This is a genomic window from Xanthomonas sp. XNM01, assembly GCF_014851915.1.
GTDB lineage: Bacteria > Pseudomonadota > Gammaproteobacteria > Xanthomonadales > Xanthomonadaceae > Pseudoxanthomonas.
Genome location: NZ_JACVAP010000002.1, coordinates 185,496 through 202,229, shown reverse-complemented (window position 1 = coordinate 202,229; position 16,734 = coordinate 185,496). Strand labels below are relative to the sequence as shown.

17 protein-coding genes, 1 tRNA gene and 1 other RNA gene are annotated in these 16,734 nt (G+C 68.5%); 6 read left to right on the top strand and 13 right to left on the bottom strand.

Features of this window, described 5'->3' with window-relative positions; genetic code table 11:
- Window positions 1-10 precede the first annotated feature (10 nt).
- Genes IB242_RS08495 through IB242_RS08480 form a run of 4 tightly spaced genes read left to right on the top strand, consistent with a single transcriptional unit; the run spans window position 11 to window position 4,404 of the window.
- Window positions 11-967, top strand: coding sequence for an AAA family ATPase (locus IB242_RS08495; protein WP_192278130.1), 957 nt, complete (start codon window positions 11-13; stop codon window positions 965-967).
- Entirely contained in the window at window positions 967-1,923 is a 957-nt protein-coding gene (locus tag IB242_RS08490) for a DUF58 domain-containing protein (protein WP_192278128.1), read from the top strand. Before IB242_RS08495 ends, IB242_RS08490 begins: the two co-directional genes overlap by 1 nt.
- On the top strand, window positions 1,916-3,880 hold the full coding sequence (locus IB242_RS08485; protein ID WP_192278126.1) for a DUF3488 and transglutaminase-like domain-containing protein: 1,965 nt from the start codon (window positions 1,916-1,918) through the stop codon (window positions 3,878-3,880). Before IB242_RS08490 ends, IB242_RS08485 begins: the two co-directional genes overlap by 8 nt.
- A complete protein-coding gene (locus IB242_RS08480; RefSeq protein ID WP_192278124.1) occupies window positions 3,877-4,404 on the top strand; it encodes a Slp family lipoprotein in 528 nt (175 codons plus the stop codon). The genes IB242_RS08485 and IB242_RS08480 overlap by 4 nt, the downstream gene beginning before the upstream one ends.
- Before the next feature lie 319 nt (window positions 4,405-4,723).
- Here the strand turns inward: IB242_RS08480 and IB242_RS08475 are convergent, their stop codons facing one another.
- The 4 genes from IB242_RS08475 to dnaX form a co-directional block, all read right to left on the bottom strand.
- Window positions 4,724-5,077, bottom strand: coding sequence for a histidine triad nucleotide-binding protein (locus tag IB242_RS08475; protein WP_192278122.1), 354 nt, complete (start codon window positions 5,075-5,077; stop codon window positions 4,724-4,726).
- 41 nt (window positions 5,078-5,118) lie between these two features.
- Window positions 5,119-5,715, bottom strand: coding sequence for a recombination mediator RecR (gene recR / locus IB242_RS08470; RefSeq protein ID WP_192278120.1), 597 nt, complete (start codon window positions 5,713-5,715; stop codon window positions 5,119-5,121).
- Between the two features lie 97 nt (window positions 5,716-5,812).
- On the bottom strand, window positions 5,813-6,133 hold the full coding sequence (locus tag IB242_RS08465) for a YbaB/EbfC family nucleoid-associated protein (RefSeq protein WP_192278118.1): 321 nt from the start codon (window positions 6,131-6,133) through the stop codon (window positions 5,813-5,815).
- Window positions 6,134-6,138: 5 nt separating this feature from the next.
- Window positions 6,139-8,016: a DNA polymerase III subunit gamma/tau gene (gene dnaX, locus IB242_RS08460; protein WP_192278116.1), complete on the bottom strand. Its 1,878-nt coding sequence runs from the start codon at window positions 8,014-8,016 to the stop codon at window positions 6,139-6,141.
- A gap of 142 nt (window positions 8,017-8,158) precedes the next feature.
- Here dnaX and IB242_RS08455 point away from each other — a divergent pair.
- A tRNA-Ser gene (locus IB242_RS08455) sits at window positions 8,159-8,251 on the top strand.
- Window positions 8,252-8,594: 343 nt separating this feature from the next.
- On the opposite strand, the gene IB242_RS08450 is transcribed toward IB242_RS08455, so the two are convergent.
- The 3 genes from IB242_RS08450 to IB242_RS08440 form a co-directional block, all read right to left on the bottom strand.
- Entirely contained in the window at window positions 8,595-9,353 is a 759-nt protein-coding gene (locus IB242_RS08450) for a hypothetical protein (RefSeq protein WP_192278114.1), read from the bottom strand.
- Window positions 9,350-11,128, bottom strand: coding sequence for an AAA family ATPase (locus IB242_RS08445; protein WP_192278111.1), 1,779 nt, complete (start codon window positions 11,126-11,128; stop codon window positions 9,350-9,352). The genes IB242_RS08450 and IB242_RS08445 overlap by 4 nt, the downstream gene beginning before the upstream one ends.
- 420 nt (window positions 11,129-11,548) lie before the next feature.
- Entirely contained in the window at window positions 11,549-12,034 is a 486-nt protein-coding gene (locus tag IB242_RS08440; RefSeq protein ID WP_192278109.1) for a hypothetical protein, read from the bottom strand.
- Between the two features lie 349 nt (window positions 12,035-12,383).
- On the opposite strand from IB242_RS08440, the gene ffs reads away from it, so the two are divergent.
- An RNA gene (gene ffs, locus IB242_RS08435) (signal recognition particle sRNA small type) lies at window positions 12,384-12,480 on the top strand.
- Between the two features lie 383 nt (window positions 12,481-12,863).
- Here ffs and IB242_RS08430 read toward each other — a convergent pair.
- From IB242_RS08430 to IB242_RS08405, 6 genes are all read right to left on the bottom strand, one after another.
- Window positions 12,864-13,370 carry a molybdenum cofactor biosynthesis protein MoaE gene (locus IB242_RS08430; RefSeq protein WP_192278107.1) on the bottom strand — a complete coding sequence of 169 codons (507 nt, stop codon included), beginning with the start codon at window positions 13,368-13,370 and terminating at the stop codon, window positions 12,864-12,866.
- Window positions 13,327-13,572, bottom strand: coding sequence for a MoaD/ThiS family protein (locus IB242_RS08425; protein ID WP_192278105.1), 246 nt, complete (start codon window positions 13,570-13,572; stop codon window positions 13,327-13,329). The genes IB242_RS08430 and IB242_RS08425 overlap by 44 nt, the downstream gene beginning before the upstream one ends.
- Window positions 13,569-14,066 (bottom strand): cyclic pyranopterin monophosphate synthase MoaC, encoded by a 498-nt coding sequence (gene moaC / locus IB242_RS08420; protein WP_192278103.1) that lies wholly within the window; start codon window positions 14,064-14,066, stop codon window positions 13,569-13,571. Before moaC ends, IB242_RS08425 begins: the two co-directional genes overlap by 4 nt.
- Window positions 14,067-14,186: 120 nt before the next feature.
- Window positions 14,187-15,209 (bottom strand): GTP 3',8-cyclase MoaA, encoded by a 1,023-nt coding sequence (gene moaA / locus IB242_RS08415; protein ID WP_192278101.1) that lies wholly within the window; start codon window positions 15,207-15,209, stop codon window positions 14,187-14,189.
- The gene (locus IB242_RS08410; protein WP_192278099.1) at window positions 15,206-15,964 is read right to left on the bottom strand and encodes an MBL fold metallo-hydrolase; all 759 of its coding nucleotides are present in this window, start codon (window positions 15,962-15,964) and stop codon (window positions 15,206-15,208) included. The genes moaA and IB242_RS08410 overlap by 4 nt, the downstream gene beginning before the upstream one ends.
- Window positions 15,964-16,713 carry a 3-deoxy-D-manno-octulosonic acid kinase gene (locus IB242_RS08405; RefSeq protein WP_192278097.1) on the bottom strand — a complete coding sequence of 250 codons (750 nt, stop codon included), beginning with the start codon at window positions 16,711-16,713 and terminating at the stop codon, window positions 15,964-15,966. Before IB242_RS08405 ends, IB242_RS08410 begins: the two co-directional genes overlap by 1 nt.
- Between the last annotated feature and the right edge of the window lie 21 nt (window positions 16,714-16,734).

Genomic DNA, 16,734 nt, shown 5'->3' with positions numbered 1-16,734 from the left:
CGAGTACACGATGGCGCACACTGCCGAATCACAGGACAGGATCGTAACCGACGCGCAGCTGGACGGACTGCGTCGCGCGCAGGAACAGGTCAACGCGCTGGTGCTCGGCAAGGCGCATGAAGTGCGCCTTGCGTTCGTCGCGCTGCTCGCCGGCGGACACGTGCTGATCGAGGACCTGCCCGGGCTCGGCAAGACCACGCTCGCGCATGCGCTGGCCGCCACCGTGGGGCTCGGCTTCCAGCGCGTGCAGTTCACCTCGGACCTGCTGCCCGCCGACGTGCTCGGCGTGTCGGTCTACGACGCCGGCAGCCGCCAGTTCCAGTTCCATCCCGGCCCGGTGTTCACCCAGGTGCTGCTCGCCGACGAGATCAACCGCGCGCCGCCACGCACGCAGAGCGCACTGCTCGAAGCGATGGCCGAACAGCAGGTCACGATCGACGGCACCACGCACCCGCTGCCCGACCCGTTCTTCGTGATCGCCACCCAGAATCCGGTCGACCTGTCGGGCACCTTCCCGCTGCCGGACTCGCAGCTGGACCGCTTCCTGCTGCGTTTCTCGCTGGGCTATCCGAACCCGGCCGCCGAGCGCGCGCTGCTGACCGGCACCGACCGCCGCGACCTGATCGCGCAGGCCGTCCCGGTGCTGGGCGACGGCGACATCGCCGCGTTGCGCCAGGCCGCCGCGCAACTGCATGCCAGCGAGGCGCTGGTCGGCTACGTGCAGGCGCTGCTGGCGCGCAGCCGGCAGCACCCGGGCGTGCGCATCGGGCTGTCGCCACGCGCGGGGCTGGCGCTGCTGCGTGCCGCGCGCGCCTATGCGTTGCTGCTCGGCCGCCGCCACGTCCTGCCGGAGGATGTGCAGGCGCTGTTCATCGCCGTCGCCAGCCACCGGCTGACACCCGAGCCGGAAGCCGGCACCGGCGACGCGCTGGCCAAGGCGATCCTGCACGCCGTGCCGGTGGACTGATGCCCGGCGCGCTGCATCGGCTCGGCGATGCCCTGCAGGCGCTGGAGCGTCCCCGGCAGCCCGAAGCGCTGCCGGTCGCGATCGGCCGTCGCCGGGTCTACGTGCTGCCCACCCGCTTCGGCCTGTTCTTCGCGGTCCTGGTGATGGGCATGCTGCTGGGCGCGCTGAACTACAACAACAATCCGGCCCTGCTGCTGGCGCTGCTGCTCGGTGCCAGTGCGCTCGCCAGCCTGATCGGCACGCATTTGCAGCTGTCCGGGCTGCGGGTGGAGGCGGTGTCGGCCGAGCCGGTCGCCGCCGGCGATGCGCTGCGCCTGCGGCTGTCGGTCTCGGCCTCCGATGCGCGTGCCCGCCGTGGGCTGCGCATTGCGCTGGGCACCAGCGCCACCCACCTCAACCTCGCCCCCGGCGAGCACGCCGAGGCCACCCTCGACGTGCCCACGGTCCGCCGCGGCCTGATGCCGACCGGGCGTCTGCAGCTCTCCTCGACCCAGCCCCTGGGGCTCGCGCGTGCCTGGGCGCGGACCTGGCCACGGCATGCGTTGCTGGTCTATCCGCGGGCGGAGACGGCCGCGCCGCCGCTGCCGGACACCGCCGCCGACGGCAGCCACAGCCGGGTCGACGCGCTCGGCGACGACCCGCACCAGCTGCGCGCCTACCGCCAGGGCGATGCGCCGCGGGCGATCGCCTGGAAGCACTCCGCACGCCGTGACCAGCTGGTGGTGCGCGAGTACGAGCGCAGCCACGGCGAGGACATCGTGCTGGACTGGCACGCGCTGCCGCCGCTGCCCCACGAACAACGGATCTCGCGACTCGCGCACTGGGTCGACCAGGCCGAACGCCTCGGCCTGCGCTACCGGCTGCGCTTGCCGGGCACGCCTGCGCTCGGCCCGGCCACCGGCAGCGAGCACCGGCATGCCTGCCTGCGCGCGCTGGCGCTGATGCCGCATGGCTGACGCCACGTCGCCGCCGCTCGATCCGGTCAGCCGCGCCTGGGCGCTGGGCACGGCCGCCATCGCCCTGCTGACCCTGCTGATCGAGTTGCCCCCCGGGCTGGCCGGCGGCTTCGGCCTGGCCGCGCTCGCGGTGGCCGCCCTGTCGTGGCGCAACCCCCTGCCCGGCTGGCTGCGCCTGCTGCTGACCCTGGCGATGGTGGCGGCGGTGTTCGCGGCGATGGGCACCCGATTGGGCCGCGACACCGGCTGCGCGCTGCTGGCCGCGATGCTGGCGATCAAACCGTCGGAAACCCACGGCCTGCGCGATGCGCGCAGCCTGGTGGGCTTCGCGTTGTTCGCCCCCTTCGCCGCATTCCTGCTCGACCAGGGGCCGCTGGCGATGCTGCTCGGGCTGGCCTCCGCGCTCGGTGCGCTGCTGACCCTGCAACGGCTGGCCGACCTGGAGGCCGGCATCGCACCCTTGACGCTGCGCGGACGGCTCGGCACCACGACCCGCCTGGTCGCGCTCGGCGTGCCGCTGGCGCTGGTGGCGTTCTGGCTGTTCCCACGCCTGGGCAGCCCGCTGTGGGGCGTGCCGGAGCGGGCCGTGGCCAGCACCGGCCTGTCCGACAGCATGAGCCCGGGCGGCTGGCTGGACCTGATGGCCGACGACGCACCGGCGCTGCGGGCCGAGTTCGCCGGCGCCATGCCGGACGCCCGGCAGTTGTACTGGCGCGGGCCGGTGCTGCCGGACTTCGACGGCACCACCTGGACGCGTTCGCCGTGGGCCGAAGGGCTGCCGGTGCCGCAGGTCCGCAGCGGCGACGTGGCGTGGGACTACGAGATCGAGATGGAGCCCACCGACCAGCGCTATCTGGTCGCGCTGGACCTGCCGACGACGGCGCCCGATGGCGCCCGGCTGCGGTCGGACTACGGGCTGCAGAGCGGGCGCTCGCTGTCGGCCACCACGCGCTGGCGGCTGCGCTCCGCACCGCCGCTGCAGTTCGAGAACACCCTGAGCCCGGTCCTGCGCCAGCAGGCGCTGGCCCTGCCGTCGGACCGCAACCCGCGCACGCTGGCGCTGGCGCGGCAGTGGCGCGATGACGCCGGCGACGACGATGGCGCCATCGTCGACCGCGCCCTGGCGTGGATCGGCCAGGAGTTCGCCTACACGCTGGACACGCCGCTGCCGGGGCGTCACGGCACCGACGAGTTCCTGTTCGACCAGAAGCAGGGCTACTGCGAACATTTCAGCTCCGCATTCGCGGTGCTGATGCGCGGCGCCGGCATCCCGGCACGGGTGGTGACCGGCTATGCCGGCGGCTATCGCAATCCGTTCGGCGGCTACTGGATCGTGCGGCGCATGGACGCGCATGCCTGGGTCGAAGTGTGGCTGCCGCAGCGCGGCTGGGTCCGCGTCGACCCCACCGCAGCGGTCGCGCCCGAGCGGATCTACGACACCGTCGAACAGCGCGTGGGCACCACCGGCGGCGCCGACACGCTGGGCATGCTGCGGATGGGCGGCATCGGCGACCTGGGCGACTGGCTGCGCCGCAGCTGGAACACCGTGGTGGTCGGCTTCGATGCCGGACGCCAGCAGGCGATGCTGCGGCCGATGGGCATCGACCGGCTGACACCGACGCAGCTGCTGGCGATCTTCGCCGGCCTGGCCGGCGCCAGCCTGCTGGGCATGGCCTGGCTGCTCGCCCGCGGCGAGCGCGAACGCGATCCGCTGCTGCGGGCCTGGCACCTGCTCTGCGCGCGCTATGCGCGTATCGGGCTGGGGCGGGCGCCGCACGAGCCCGCGCTGGCGTGGGCGCAGCGCGTCGGCCGGCTTGCGCCGGACACCGCCGACACCCTGATTCCACTCAGCCGCCGTTTCGCCGCTGCGCGCTACGCTGGCGCCGTTGGGGGGATGGACCAACTGGTCCGCGACCTGCGGCGCCACCGCCCACGCCCTTACCGGAGATCGACATGAAGGCCCGCTTCCTGATCCTTGCCGCCGCCAGCGCACTGCTCGGCGCCTGCGCCACCGCCCCGCAGCCGCTGCAGGGCGCGTTCCCGACCGTGACGCCGCGCGATGCCGTGGCCGGCGCCCAGACCGGCGCGACAGTGCGCTGGGGTGGCCGCATCGTCGAGACCACGCCGCAGCAGGACCGCACCTGCTTCCAGCTGGTGTCCGTGCCGCTCAATGCCAGCGGTCGCCCGGACAGCCGCTCCGAGGATGCCAGCCAGGGCCGCTTCGTCGCCTGCCGTGCCGGTTTCTACGACCCGGCCGTGTTCGCCGAAGGCCGCGAGGTCACCTTCGTCGGGCGCGTCGAGGGCTACGAATCGGTCAAGATCGGCGAGTACGACTACCGGCTGCCGAAGCTGGCCGCCGACGTGGTCTACCTGTGGCCGGTCGTGCGTGAGGTCGACGTGATCCAGGCCTACCCGAACCCGTACTGGGGCCCGTCGCCGTACTGGGGCCCGTACCGCGGCTGGGGCTGGTGGGGCTGGTAATCCCCGCTCCATCGCTGCAACCCGCAACGCCGCCCGATGGGCGGCGTTGTCGTTTCGGGCATCGGGATCGATGGCGCCGCATGACGTCTGCTGCCGGGCAGCGCGACCCGCGTCCGCACATGCCTGCTAATGACTGCGGACCGGCGCACCGACTGGTTGCGGCAGACTGCAGAAGGCCTGCGTGCCCACTGCAGACTCCATGCACGCGGTCGTGCTCGACCGGCTCGCGGCCGTGAGAGACGCCCCGGAAGTGACCGGCCGCGCCCAATGACCAGCGCCGGACGACGCGCAGTGCGCGCCCTGCCACGCCGCAGCCGTATCAGGCGCCGAAATGCCCGAGCGGCGCGCCGGCCAGCAGGTGCAGGTGCAGGTGGAACACGGTCTGGCCGGCATGCTCGCGGCAGTTCATCACCACCCGGTAGCCGTCCTGCGCCAGACCTTCCTTCCGCGCCCAGGACGCGGCGGCCAGCATCAGCCGGCCGAGCAGCTGCGCCTGTTCCGGCGTCGCATCGTCCAGGGTCGGGATCAGCACGTTCTTCGGAATGAAGAGCACGTGCACCGGCGCCTGCGGCGCGATGTCGCGGAAGCCCAGGACCTCGTCGTCCTCGTACACGATCGTCGCCGGAATCTCGCGGCGCAGGATCCGGCCGAACAGGGTGTCGTTGTCTTGCATCGCTGGTCTCCTGGTGGATGGGCGGGAGGCGTTGCCGCGGCTCAGCGCGGCATCTCGCCGCGGGTGCCGAAGGCATGCGACAGGGTGCCGCGGTCGACGTATTCCAGCTCGCCACCCAGCGGCAGGCCCTGGGCCAGACGGCTCGGGCGCACGCCGTGCTGCCGCGCCAGCTGGGCCAGGTAATGCGCGGTGGCCTCGCCTTCGACCGTGGAATTGGTGGCGATGATCATCTCCTCGACACCGCCCTGGGCCAGGCGCGCATCGAGCACATCCAGGCCGAGTTCGCGCGGACCGATGCCGTCCAGCGGCGACAGCCGCCCCTGCAGCACGTAGTACAGCCCGCGGAAACCGGTCGAGGCCTCGATCACCAGCCGGTCGGCCGGGCTTTCGACCACGCACAGCTGCTGGCGGTCGCGGCCGGCGCTGGCGCAGATCGCGCAGACCTCGGTTTCGCTGAAATCGCGGCATTGGCTGCAGTGGCCGATCCGCTCGATCGCGCTGGCCAGGGTGTCAGCCAGGCGCTGGCCGCCCTCGCGGCCGCGCTCGAGCACGTGGTAGGCCATCCGCTGCGCGGTCTTCTGGCCCACGCCCGGCAGCACGCGGAACGCGTCGATCAGTTGTTCGAGCAGTGAGGACATGGGCGTCGGGCCTGGAGCGGGAATGCACCGCGAAGGGATGGACAGCGGCTTTCGCCTTGCCCCTTCACCCTTCCCGCTTCGCCATTCCCGGCTCCATTCAGAACGGCAGCTTCATGCCCGGCGGCAGCGGCATGCCGGCAGTGGCTTCGCCCATCCGCGATTTCGATTCGACGTCGACCTTGTTGGAGGCATCGTTGAACGCCGCGGCGATCAGGTCCTCGACCATCTCCTGGTCGGCCAGGATGGTCGGATCGATGCGCACCTTGCGGCACTCCTTGGTGCCGCTCAGGGTCACGCTGACCATGCCGCCGCCGGCGCTGCCGGTGATCTCGAGCCTGGCCAGTTCTTCCTGCGCCTTCTGCAGGTTTTCCTGCATCTTCTGCGCCTGTTGCATCAGCTGGGCGATATTGCCGCGCATGTTCGTTACTCGCTGTAAGGACGGATGGAGTCGGGCACGACGCGGGCGCCGTGCTGTTCGATCAGGCGCTTGACGTCCGGATCGTTGAGGAAGCTGTCTTCGGCCGCGGCCTGGCGCGAATCGCGGTCGCGGTCGATGCGCCGGTGCAGGGTCTCGGCGTCGGCCGCGGCGGAGGCATCGAACACGATCTTCGGCGCGCTGCCGAGCTGGAGCGCCAGCGCCTCGGCCAGGGCCGCGACCTGGCTGTCGCCACGCAGGTATTCGAAGCCCGGATCCAGCGCCAGGGTCAGCACGCCGTTGGCATGGGACACGAAGGCGCTGTGCGCGGCCAGCATCTTCGCCGGGCCACGCAGGTCGCTGGTGGTCACGCGCTGCAGCCAGTCCTCGGCATCGTCGATGACGCGACCTTCGATGGCAGGCACGGCGGCGCGGGCGACGATGATCGGTGCCGATGCAGGGGGCGCAGGCGGCGCTACGTGCACTGCTGGCTCGGCCGCCGCGGGAATCGCGGGAGCGGCTTCGGTCTGGACCGGTACCGGCTCCTGCGGAGGCGGCGCCATCGCCATGTCGGGCGCCGGAGGCCGGATCCCGGAGGGCGCCGGCGTCTGGGCCTGCGGCGGAACTGGCGCGGTCTCGGCCAACGCGGCTTCGGGCTGCGGAGCCGCTGAAACGGGGGCAGCCTCGTCCACCTCCTTCGATGCGGCCGCGGCGGAGGCCATGCCGGACGCCGGATCGGGCGTCCCGGTTCCGGCAGTGCGACCACTTCCCGCCGGCGCGCTGCCGCCCGTCACCGGCTGGGCGACATCGTGCGGACGGAACGCCAGCATGCGCAGCACGGTCATCTCGAAGCCGACGCGGTGGCTCGGCGCAAGCTCGAGCTCGCGCTTGCCGTTGACCGCCATCTGGTACCACAGCTGCACGACCTCGGGCCGCAGCGCGGCGGCGAAGCCGTCCACGTCCAGCTGTTCGGCATCGACCGGCGCACCCGGCACCAGCTGCCGCACCTGGATCCGGTGCAGTGCCTCGGCCATCGCCTCCAGCACGTTGCCCCAGTCCGGCGAGAAGCCGGCCAGCGACTCGACGGTCTGCAGCAGGCGCTGGCCGTCGGCATCGCGCAGCGCGTCCAGCAAGGCCCCGACCTGGGTGCGGTCGACGCTGCCCAGCATGCCGCGCACCACGTCGCTGCGCAGCGCGCCGCCGGCGTAGGCGATGGCCTGGTCCAGCAGCGACAGGCCGTCGCGCAGGCTGCCATCGGCGGCGCGCGACAGCTGCCGGATCGCATCGGCGTCGGCCTCGATCTGCTCGGCGGCCAGGATCCGGGTCATCTGGCCCTCGATCTGGTCCTCGTCCAGGCGCTTGAGGTTGAACTGCAGGCAGCGGCTGAGCACCGTCACCGGCAGCTTCTGCGGATCGGTCGTGGCCAGCAGGAACTTCACGTGGCCCGGCGGCTCTTCCAGCGTCTTCAGCAGCGCGTTGAACGCCGCCTTGGACAGCATGTGCACTTCGTCGATCAGATAGACCTTGTACTTGCCGCGCGAGGGCATGTACTGCGCGTTCTCGATCACCTCGCGCACGTCGTCCACACCGGTGTTGGACGCGGCGTCGATCTCCAGCAGGTCGATGTAGCGGCCGGCATCGATGTCGGTGCAGGCCGCACAGGTGCCGCAGGGCTCGGCGCTGGTGCCCTGCTCGCAGTTCAGCGACTTGGCGAAGATGCGCGCGATCGTGGTCTTGCCCACGCCGCGGGTGCCAGTGAACAGGAACGCGTGGTGGACGCGCCCGGTATCCAGCGCATTGCCCAGCGCGCGGACGACATGTTCCTGCCCGACCAGCTCGGAGAACCGCTTCGGGCGCCACTTGCGGGCAAGGACGAGATAGGACATCAGGCAACCGTCATGACCAGAAGCGGCATTGTGCCATGCCCGGCCGGGCCGGCAGCCCCTTCGCGCCGTGCCGCTTGTGGCGAACCCGCGCGACCGCTAGACTTTGCGCCCCTGCTGCCCGCCCCGGCGGTCGGCAGGTCCCGGAGAGGTGTCCGAGTGGTTGAAGGAGCACGCCTGGAAAGTGTGTAAGCGTCTAAACCGCGCTTCGGGGGTTCGAATCCCCCTCTCTCCGCCAGATACGAAAAGCGAAGGCCCCCGAAAGGGGGCCTTTTTCGTGTCCGGCGATGAGGGGAATCTGGATGCCCCCCCAGAAAAAGAAAAAACTGGGTCGTCCGCCTGCGCAGCGAGCGGACTCGAGGGCCAAGCCGTCGCCCCAGAGTGGCAAGGCGCAGACCGCCGTGGTGCCCTCCCCCCTTTCGGCTCGTTGGCTCACCTGCCCTAGCGACCGCCACCCACAGACACCGCTGAAACGGCGCGGCAAGAACAATCAACCCGAAACTAAACCTGCCCCCGTTCGCTGGCCGGACGCCCTTCGCTGCCCCACGGACGTTCGTGCGGGAGCCCCACCCGGGGCTCCCCTACGCCAAGTCCTTCTTTCGTGCGCGTTCCAAGTCCTTAGGCAACTTCAGTGGCACATTTGCATCGAAGTTCAGCTCGCGCGGTACATTCAACCAGAACGATTCGATAGCCTCGGCAAACTCATCCAGATGCGTATCGGTCACCTTCATGCTGGTGTCGTCAGGAAAAGCCCGAACCAACCCGTTCACCAAAGGAACAAACTCCGGATAGGCCTGTCGAAGATCATCCATCGAGGGCCCCTCACCGTGCTTGAACACATTGACGACCAATCGCATTGCATCCAAGCGAGAATATCCTGGGAACGTTGCGGTTTTCCATCCAAGCGCCTCTACTAGCGATTCTAGCTGCGAGCTATCCATCGTCCACATTGCTCTTCTCGAGTGGACACCTATAACAAACCCGGGTAGCCGAAGCTGATCCACCAAGAGCCGTCGCCAAGCTTTGTCCCAGTGATGGAACATACCGGCGACAACGCTTAGGCGAGTCCTCTCATGCATTTCTGAGAGCAGATCGTAGAACATGATTCCATGATTTTGCGCATCCTCAGCCTGCTGCCCCTCGTCGTGGATGTCGGGATTGAAGTTGCGACCGGACTGCTCCCAATGGGCGTCTGCTGCCGCATCTGCCTCCGCCGATATATTCCCAAATGTCGAAAGCAGCCTCTCTTTGGCCCGCTGGACATAGAAGCGATGCCCCACGATCAGCGTATGTCTGACTGGATCATCCAACATGAAAGCGGAACGCATCTTGGAGGTCATGCTTCTTCCTCGACTTCAACCGGAAGCTGGGACAACCAATCCACCATCGCCCGAATTCCTGCTGCATCCGCACAAGTAGCGTCCAAACCCTTGGTCTCAATATCAATCTGACAAGTGAGCCAAGCATGTTCGGTTTTTTGCCCGAGCCCAACGTGAGGCTCTATAGCCCCACGACTCCAGAGCCAGATGGATTGACCTCGGAGCTTGGTCACCAACGAATCGATGTGAGCACTGGCATCCGCCTCCCCGGCCAGAACCTCAAATGCCCTAGATGCCGGACCGCGCGCGTCTTTCTTCGGCAGACCGCTTGCGTCCAGTGTGATGGCATCATTCTGAGCAAGTCTCGCAAGGATTTCCCTGCACGCAGCGATGTCAGGATCATCGTCGGCGAGGAACCCATGCGCCTGCGCGTGCCGGAAGGCGTAATCGAGATCCACTATGGCGCACGCTGGAAGACCCAGAGCCGCGAGGACCTCTATCGACTTCTTGGTGTCGGCTACACCGCTCATTGGCACAATCGCCAGCGACGATTGGCCCAGTGTCTTACCTGCAATGGCCTGGAAGAGACATGGGAGCAGTCGAAGCTCTGTCTTTCCTTCCGCCAACACCACCTTGTCAGCGAACAACACCTGAGAAGAGTTGGTCAGACTAAAGATTTGGTGCATCTGGTGGGTAGGATTCTCCACCAACTGCTCTATGACGGATAGCAGGCGCGGCCTTGCTTTTGTCCCGTGGGGATGCTTCTTGGTCATCAACAATGCGTTTTTCGCATCCTTGGCAAGGATCATCTGCGCGGAGTGCGTCGAGAACACAACCTGATACCCCAGCTCCGACAAAGCACGAAGCGCTTCACGCACCTGTTCCACGGCGAAGGGGTGCATGAACAGCTCTGGCTCATCCACTAGGAGCAAGGTCGCGCCACCAGCGGCTGCCGCCCCTCTCTTCAAGTCAGCCAAATGCCGGACCATGGCCATCTGAATGGCCCGCTGCGCTCCATGCCCATATGAACCAAAGGAACGCCCCTGCCCTCCACCCTCGTAGACCTTGACGGTCCCCGCCTTAATCAGGTCGTTGAAAGCTGGAACAGGAAAATCAAGTTTGATACTGATTCCGGGGAAGAGGTCCGAGATCTTGCCGTTGATGGACGCATCGATACGACCCAACTCGTCAAAACGGTCGTCACCTTCAGCTGAAATCATCCCAAAAATGGCTGCCAAATGAGGAGTCAACGTTTGCTCGTGCTGCTCTTGAATGGCAGATAGCATAGATGCAAGCAGCTTTCCGATGGTCGTAGTCGTCTTGGCCTTGCTCGCATCCTCCTCCGCATTCTCCATCGCCCCAATGCGGATGGGATCCGGGAACAGAGCAGTGATGGCGTTATCGATTCCCGCAGGATTAGGGTCCCACTGGTTGGTAGCCGGGTCTAAAACCATCAATGTCACCTCTCCGCCAGGCACTTCCTGGACCCGCCGAATGCGCAGGATCCCATCCTGTATGTGCGGCTCGATCTTCTTCCGGTGCTTGCCTTCTAGGACATCTAGATCAGCATCCGTTATACCGACCAGCGTCCCAGTGACTTGGACAGGTTGGCCGGGGTCATGGAAGTCTTCCAAACCTAGCTTGGTCTTCCTAACTAACCACTGCAACGCTGTCAGGCAGTTGCTCTTTCCGCAGTTGTTCAATCCCACTAGCGGCGTGAAGCTAGTCAGTTGCAGGCTAGTCGAGATACACGACCGAAAGTTAAGAACTTCCAAATCTGAGATATGAACAGCCATTCCATTGCCCCTTCCTTGATTGTCCGCTTAGCCTTTGCAAAAAGCGCCGCAAAGGCACCCTAAGACGTTTACGGCAGGGTCCGGCTGTACTTAATCCTGCAGCAGAGGGCTTCACCCCGAATCCATCGACCAAGGGTCCGATGACCCTACGAAATCCGATCGTGTTGGGATGGATTAATCTTGCTGGACGCACTGCTCATTCGACCGTTGCGCGCTGCACCTCAGTGGACGTACGGGAGTGGCACTATGCGCACGTCAGGCGATAACGGTCCATGCGCGCTCGCGCTGAGCCAGCTAGCGACAGACCCTGAGGTCATCGCTGGGGATATCACCTTCTGCTTCTGCACTTCGATATTTTATGAAAGTACGTGCGCAGCCTCTGACTTGGGCTTGGATTCGTGCTTAGACCGGTGTACGTGCTCAGCGCGCACCCCCGCCGCGCTCAAGCGCATCCAGCTGATCCTGCACGCGCTGCAGCTGCGCGCGCATGGTCTGCAGTACCGGCGCTGGCCGGGACAGCGCGCGCAGCCCCAGCACAGCGGCCACGGCCGCAGCCAGGAACAGCGCACCGAGCAGGGAGTTGGCGGCGATGCTGCCCCAGTACCACGGCGCATCAGGATGGAGCTGCCGGCAGTCGAGGGTCGACAGGCGCGGACACTCGAGGACGTAGCCCCGGATGAACGCCTGCAGCACCGGGTACATCCTCCAGGCCATGCCCGCCAACCCGACCAGCAGCACGATGGCCAGCGCCCACCGGCTCTTCGCACGGCCCGCCGCCAACTCCCACGTCGCGCGATCCAGCTCCCGCTGGCGCTCGGCCAGCAACTGCTTCAGTTCCCCGATCCGCCGTTCGCGCGCATCGTCCCTGTCGGGCGCCATGGCGCCATCGCGCTTGAATCCGTTCATCCTGATGTCCTTCCGCACCTGCTTCGCATCGCACGCAGTGCGCGCCGACGGTCGCGGCAGTGTACGCATTCCGCCGCCCGCACCTGCATGCGCCCTGGATGCCCGCCATGGATCGTCCGTGCGGTCGCGGTGTTGCCGGGCTAGCCGCCGGCGCATCCGGGCCGCTACAATGGCCGGCCACGAAGCAGGGTCACCTGGTTCGTGGCGTGCGAAGCGGGGTTCTGGATCATGTCGGTCCGGTCCGCCTCCACTCCCGGATTCAGCGATTCCGATCGCACCGCCCGCGCCGTTGGCGCAGGCGTTCCAAACCCGGGCCGCGCCGCAAGCGCGGCCCGCGTCCATGGTGGCCCCGTCGGCCCCTCGCGACGCTAGATCGAAAATCCCGCCAGGGCCGGAAGGCAGCAACGGTATCGATCGACGCGGGCGCCGAGGTCAGCCGGCGGGGCCGCCACCTTTTCGGGCCTGTGGAATTCCGCGCGACAGGCATTGCGGCAGCGACGCTGCCTGCCCGGCCTGCTTCCTCTCGACGTCTTTGGCTGTGAATCCGTCTGCCTGCTCGGCGGCTGGGAAAACAGCTCTCGTCAGGCCTGCGCAATCGTCAGACGGGACACGACGGTGGGTGGCGCGCCTCCTGTCTCGACGCCGCCTGGACGGGAGCCGGGATCACCAGCCCGGACATCCACTCAGGTGCCTGGTGCGAACGCCTGCAGATGGCGCATGTCGAAGCACAGGGTGCGCAGCGCGTGCGGGGTCGGTGGCCAGCCTGGGCACCGCACCCGCACCAGCGGACAGGCACCGGCAGGCAGGCGCGCCAGAACCTGGAACAGGCTCAGGCGCCGTCGGACGCGCCCTGCCCTTCATCCGGATGCAGCCACTGGCGGTCGCCATCGGCATAGCGCTCGCGCTTCCAGATCGCCACCCGCGACTTGATCTCGTCGATCACGAAGCGACAGGCGGCGAAGGCGGCATCGCGATGCGCGGCACCGACGCCGACCCACACCGCCATGTCGCCGATGTCCAGATCGCCAACCCGGTGCACGCAGCGCGCGCCGGTGATCGCGAAGCGTTCCATCGCCTCGGCCAGCACCTTCTCGCCTTCGGCTTCGGCCAGGGCCAGGTAGGCCTCGTAGTGCAGGCCCAGCACCGGGCGGCCGTCGTGGTGGTCGCGCACCCAGCCCTCGAAACTGGCGAACGCACCGGCGTGGGCATCGAGCAGGCCGATGCGCAGCGGGGCCGGATCGATCGGCTGGTCGGACAGGTTGAAGCGTTTCACTGCGGTTCCTCGTAAAGACTCAGCCGCCGGAGACCGGCGGGATGAAGGCGATCTCGCTGCCATCACGGACCGGATCGGCCCAGCGCGCGAACGCGCCATCGACCGCGACGCGCAGGCGCTCGCGCGGCCAGCCCAGCGGGTGGCGGGCGGCGGCCTCGGCATACAGCGCGGCCAGGTCGGCCGCGTCGGTCCGCACCGATTCCATGTCCACGCCGGCGGCCTCGCGCAGCCCGGCGAAGTACAGCACGCGCACGGTCGCGCTCATGCCTGCCTCCCGAAATCGCGCTTGCCGCCCTGCTTGCCCAGCAGTTTCGCCGGCCCCAGCACAATGGCGTGCGACAACGCCTTGCACATGTCGTAAACGGTCAGCGCGGCGATGGTGGCGCCGGTCAGCGCCTCCATCTCCACGCCGGTGCGGTGGGTTGTCTTGACCAGGCATTCGATCCGCAGCTCGCGCTCGCCGTGCCAGTCGATGCCGATGCGGATGCCGTCGATCGGCAGCGGATGGCAGAACGGGATCAGCTCGTGGGTGCGCTTGACCGCCAGGGTGCCGGCGATCACCGCGGTGTCGACGATGCCGCCCTTGGCGCTGCGCAGCCCGTTGTCGCGCAGCTGCGCGGCGACCGCAGCCGGGAACTTCACCCTGCATTCGGCGATGGCCTGACGCGCGGTCGTCTGCTTGGCGGAGACATCGACCATCGCCGGCCGCCCCTGCGCGTCCAGATGGGTCAACACCTTCTTCGCGGCACGCGCGCTCATTCCGACCGCCCCGTCCGCAGCACGGCCCGGCCCGGCCGGCGATGGACAGAGCCCCATCCGGCCTGCTGCCCGCGCCGGTCCTTCCGCGTCGCCGCAGCCGCTGTCATGGTCGTGTCCACCTCACCCTCCGATCAGATACATCTCGATGTGCTTGCGCGACGCGCGCGGATCGCCGCGCAGTTCGCTGTAACGGTCGCCGCGGCGCTGCCACAGGCCGGCGACGTGATGGGCCAGCGCCTGGCTGCCGTCGACCAGCGCCGGACGCAGATCATGCCCTTCGCCGGCGAACAGGCAGGTGTAGAGGCGCCCGTCGGACGACACGCGGGCGCGATGGCAGTCGCCGCAGAACGGGGAACTGACCGAACTGACGAAGCCGATCTCACCGGAGCCGTCGTCGAAGGCATGCCGGTCGGCCACCTCGCCGCGGTACTGGGCCTGCAGCGCATGCAGCGGCCAGCGCGCATGGATGCGGTCGCGCAGCTGGGCCGAGGTCACCACCTGGTCGGCCTGCCAGCCGTTGCAGGTGCCCACGTCCATGTACTCGATGAAGCGCAGCACGTGGCCGCTGCCGCGGAAGTGGTCGACCAGCGGCAGCACCTGGTCGTCGTTGACGCCGCGCTGGACCACGCAGTTGATCTTCAGGTCGCGGAAACCGGCAGCCTCGGCCGCGGCGATGCCGGCCAGCGCCTGTTCGATCCGGCCGCGCCCGCCCGACATCGCATGGAACACCTGCGGATCCAGCGCATCCAGGCTGACCGTGATCCGGCGCAGACCGGCCTCATGCAGCGCCTGCGCATGCGCGGGCAGCAGCACGGCGTTGGTGGTCATCGCCAGGTCCTCGATCTGCGGGATCCGCGACAGCCGCGCGACCAGCTCGGGCAGGCGCTTGCGCAGCAGCGGCTCGCCGCCGGTCAGGCGCAGCTTGCGCACGCCGACCGCGACGAAGCCGCGCACCAGGGTCTCGATCTCGTCGAACGACAGCCGGCCGGCCGCATCCAGGCCATGGTCGTCCGGGATCCGGTCGGCCGGCATGCAGTAGTCGCAGCGGAAATTGCAGGCGTCGATCACCGACAGCCGCAGGTCGTGCAGCGGCCGCCCGAGGCGGTCCTGCGGCAGCGCCGGCAGTTGCAGTACCGCGCTCATCCGGCCATCGCCTGCGCATCGGGCGCGGCCAGCGCCAGCACCTCGTCGGGTCGCCCCACGCGATACCCGCGCGCGCGCATCGCATCGCCATCGGCATGGCTGGCGTAGTGGTACAGCACCATGCGCGCACGCAGTTCGGCCGGATATTCGCGCTCCAGATCATCCAGGCCGGTATGCGAGGGATTGCCGTGCAGGCCGCAATCGTGGGCGATGAGCTCGCCCGCATCGGCGAAGCGCGCCAGCATCTCCGGCACCGGCCGGGTATCGCCGCTCCAGACCAGGCTGCCGTGCAGGCGCAGGCCGAACGCGGTTTCGGGCCAGTGGTGGCGCACCGGAAACACCTCCAGGCGTACGCCGTCGTGCCAGAACGCCTCGCCCACCGGCACCAGCTGGAACGCGTCCCAGAAATTGGCGCCACCTTCGGCCAGCACGTTGGGATAGTCGGCCACGCGCCGGTGCAGCAGCGGTACCACCGGCGCCGGCACGTACAGGCGGATCCGCCCGCGCCTGGCCGGATCGAAATAGCTGGACACGAACAGCCGCTCGAAACCGGCGACGTGGTCCAGATGCACATGGGTGACGAACAGCGCCTCGGGCTGGCGCCGGTACTGTGCCTCGAACGCGGTCAATCCTTCCGCTCCGCAGTCGATGGTCAGCCACGGCGCGCCGTCGCGCTCGATGCTGGCCATCGGCGAGCCCAGCGCGACCGCCGACGCGTTGCCGACCCCGTGCAGGCGCAGCGACCAGGCGCTCATCAGCAGCCCCGCTTCCAGAACAGGTCGTAGGCCCGGCGCAGGCGCGCGAAGTCCTTCTCGACCTCGTCGTGGCTGCGCTCGCCACGCAGCTTGAGCAGCGAGCGCTTGAGCCGGCGCAGGTTGGCCTCGCGCCAGCCGGTGGCCGGGATCCGCATGCGGCCACGGTCGAAATCGATCATCCAGCCGCGGCCGTTGCCGTCGAACAGCAGGTTATGCGCGTTCAGGTCGGCGTGCTGCAGACCCTCTCGGTGGAACCGGGCGATCAGACGGCCGGCTTCCTCCCACGGCGCGCCGCTGCCGGCCACCAGCGCACGGTCGGCCAGCGAGCGCACGTCCTGGATCCGCTCCAGCAGGATCGCCGCGCGATAGCGGAAGCCTTCGCGCACGTAGGACGCGGCGATCGGCTGCGGCACCGGCAGGCCGCGGCTGATCAGCAGCCGCATCAGCCTGAACTCGGCGAAGCTGCGGGTGCGGTCGGCGCCGCGCCAGATATAACGGTCGCGACTGAGCCTGGCCACCAGGCCGCCGCGCAGGTACTGGCGCAGCACGCAGGCACCGAACGGCGCATCGATGAACCAGGCGCTGCCGCGGCCGCCGGAATCGACCGGGCGCGCCCGGTCGCCCCAGGCTCCGGGCGAGAACAGATCGGGCCCGGCTTGCCGCACCCGATCGCGGTCGAACAGAATGCCGCCGTACCCGCCTTCGGTGCGGTACGGCGTCATGGCTTCGGTGGCGTCGAATGCGACCATCCGCACGAGTCTAACAAGTAG

Coding starts and splice junctions, on each gene's coding strand:
- IB242_RS08475 (WP_192278122.1), bottom strand. CDS start 5,077: ATGCAAGACAACGACACCCTGTTCGGCCGGATCCTGCGCCGCGAGATT.
- moaA (WP_192278101.1), bottom strand. CDS start 15,209: ATGAGCGCGGTACTGCAACTGCCGGCGCTGCCGCAGGACCGCCTCGGG.
- IB242_RS08485 (WP_192278126.1), top strand. CDS start 1,916: ATGGCTGACGCCACGTCGCCGCCGCTCGATCCGGTCAGCCGCGCCTGG.
- recR (WP_192278120.1), bottom strand. CDS start 5,715: ATGTCCTCACTGCTCGAACAACTGATCGACGCGTTCCGCGTGCTGCCG.
- IB242_RS08440 (WP_192278109.1), bottom strand. CDS start 12,034: ATGAACGGATTCAAGCGCGATGGCGCCATGGCGCCCGACAGGGACGAT.
- IB242_RS08480 (WP_192278124.1), top strand. CDS start 3,877: ATGAAGGCCCGCTTCCTGATCCTTGCCGCCGCCAGCGCACTGCTCGGC.
- moaC (WP_192278103.1), bottom strand. CDS start 14,066: ATGAGCGCGCGTGCCGCGAAGAAGGTGTTGACCCATCTGGACGCGCAG.
- dnaX (WP_192278116.1), bottom strand. CDS start 8,016: ATGTCCTATCTCGTCCTTGCCCGCAAGTGGCGCCCGAAGCGGTTCTCC.
- IB242_RS08425 (WP_192278105.1), bottom strand. CDS start 13,572: ATGAGCGCGACCGTGCGCGTGCTGTACTTCGCCGGGCTGCGCGAGGCC.
- IB242_RS08490 (WP_192278128.1), top strand. CDS start 967: ATGCCCGGCGCGCTGCATCGGCTCGGCGATGCCCTGCAGGCGCTGGAG.
- IB242_RS08405 (WP_192278097.1), bottom strand. CDS start 16,713: ATGGTCGCATTCGACGCCACCGAAGCCATGACGCCGTACCGCACCGAA.
- IB242_RS08465 (WP_192278118.1), bottom strand. CDS start 6,133: ATGCGCGGCAATATCGCCCAGCTGATGCAACAGGCGCAGAAGATGCAG.
- IB242_RS08495 (WP_192278130.1), top strand. CDS start 11: ATGGCGCACACTGCCGAATCACAGGACAGGATCGTAACCGACGCGCAG.
- IB242_RS08430 (WP_192278107.1), bottom strand. CDS start 13,370: ATGGCAGCGAGATCGCCTTCATCCCGCCGGTCTCCGGCGGCTGAGTCT.
- IB242_RS08445 (WP_192278111.1), bottom strand. CDS start 11,128: ATGGCTGTTCATATCTCAGATTTGGAAGTTCTTAACTTTCGGTCGTGT.
- IB242_RS08410 (WP_192278099.1), bottom strand. CDS start 15,964: ATGAGCGCCTGGTCGCTGCGCCTGCACGGGGTCGGCAACGCGTCGGCG.
- IB242_RS08450 (WP_192278114.1), bottom strand. CDS start 9,353: ATGACCTCCAAGATGCGTTCCGCTTTCATGTTGGATGATCCAGTCAGA.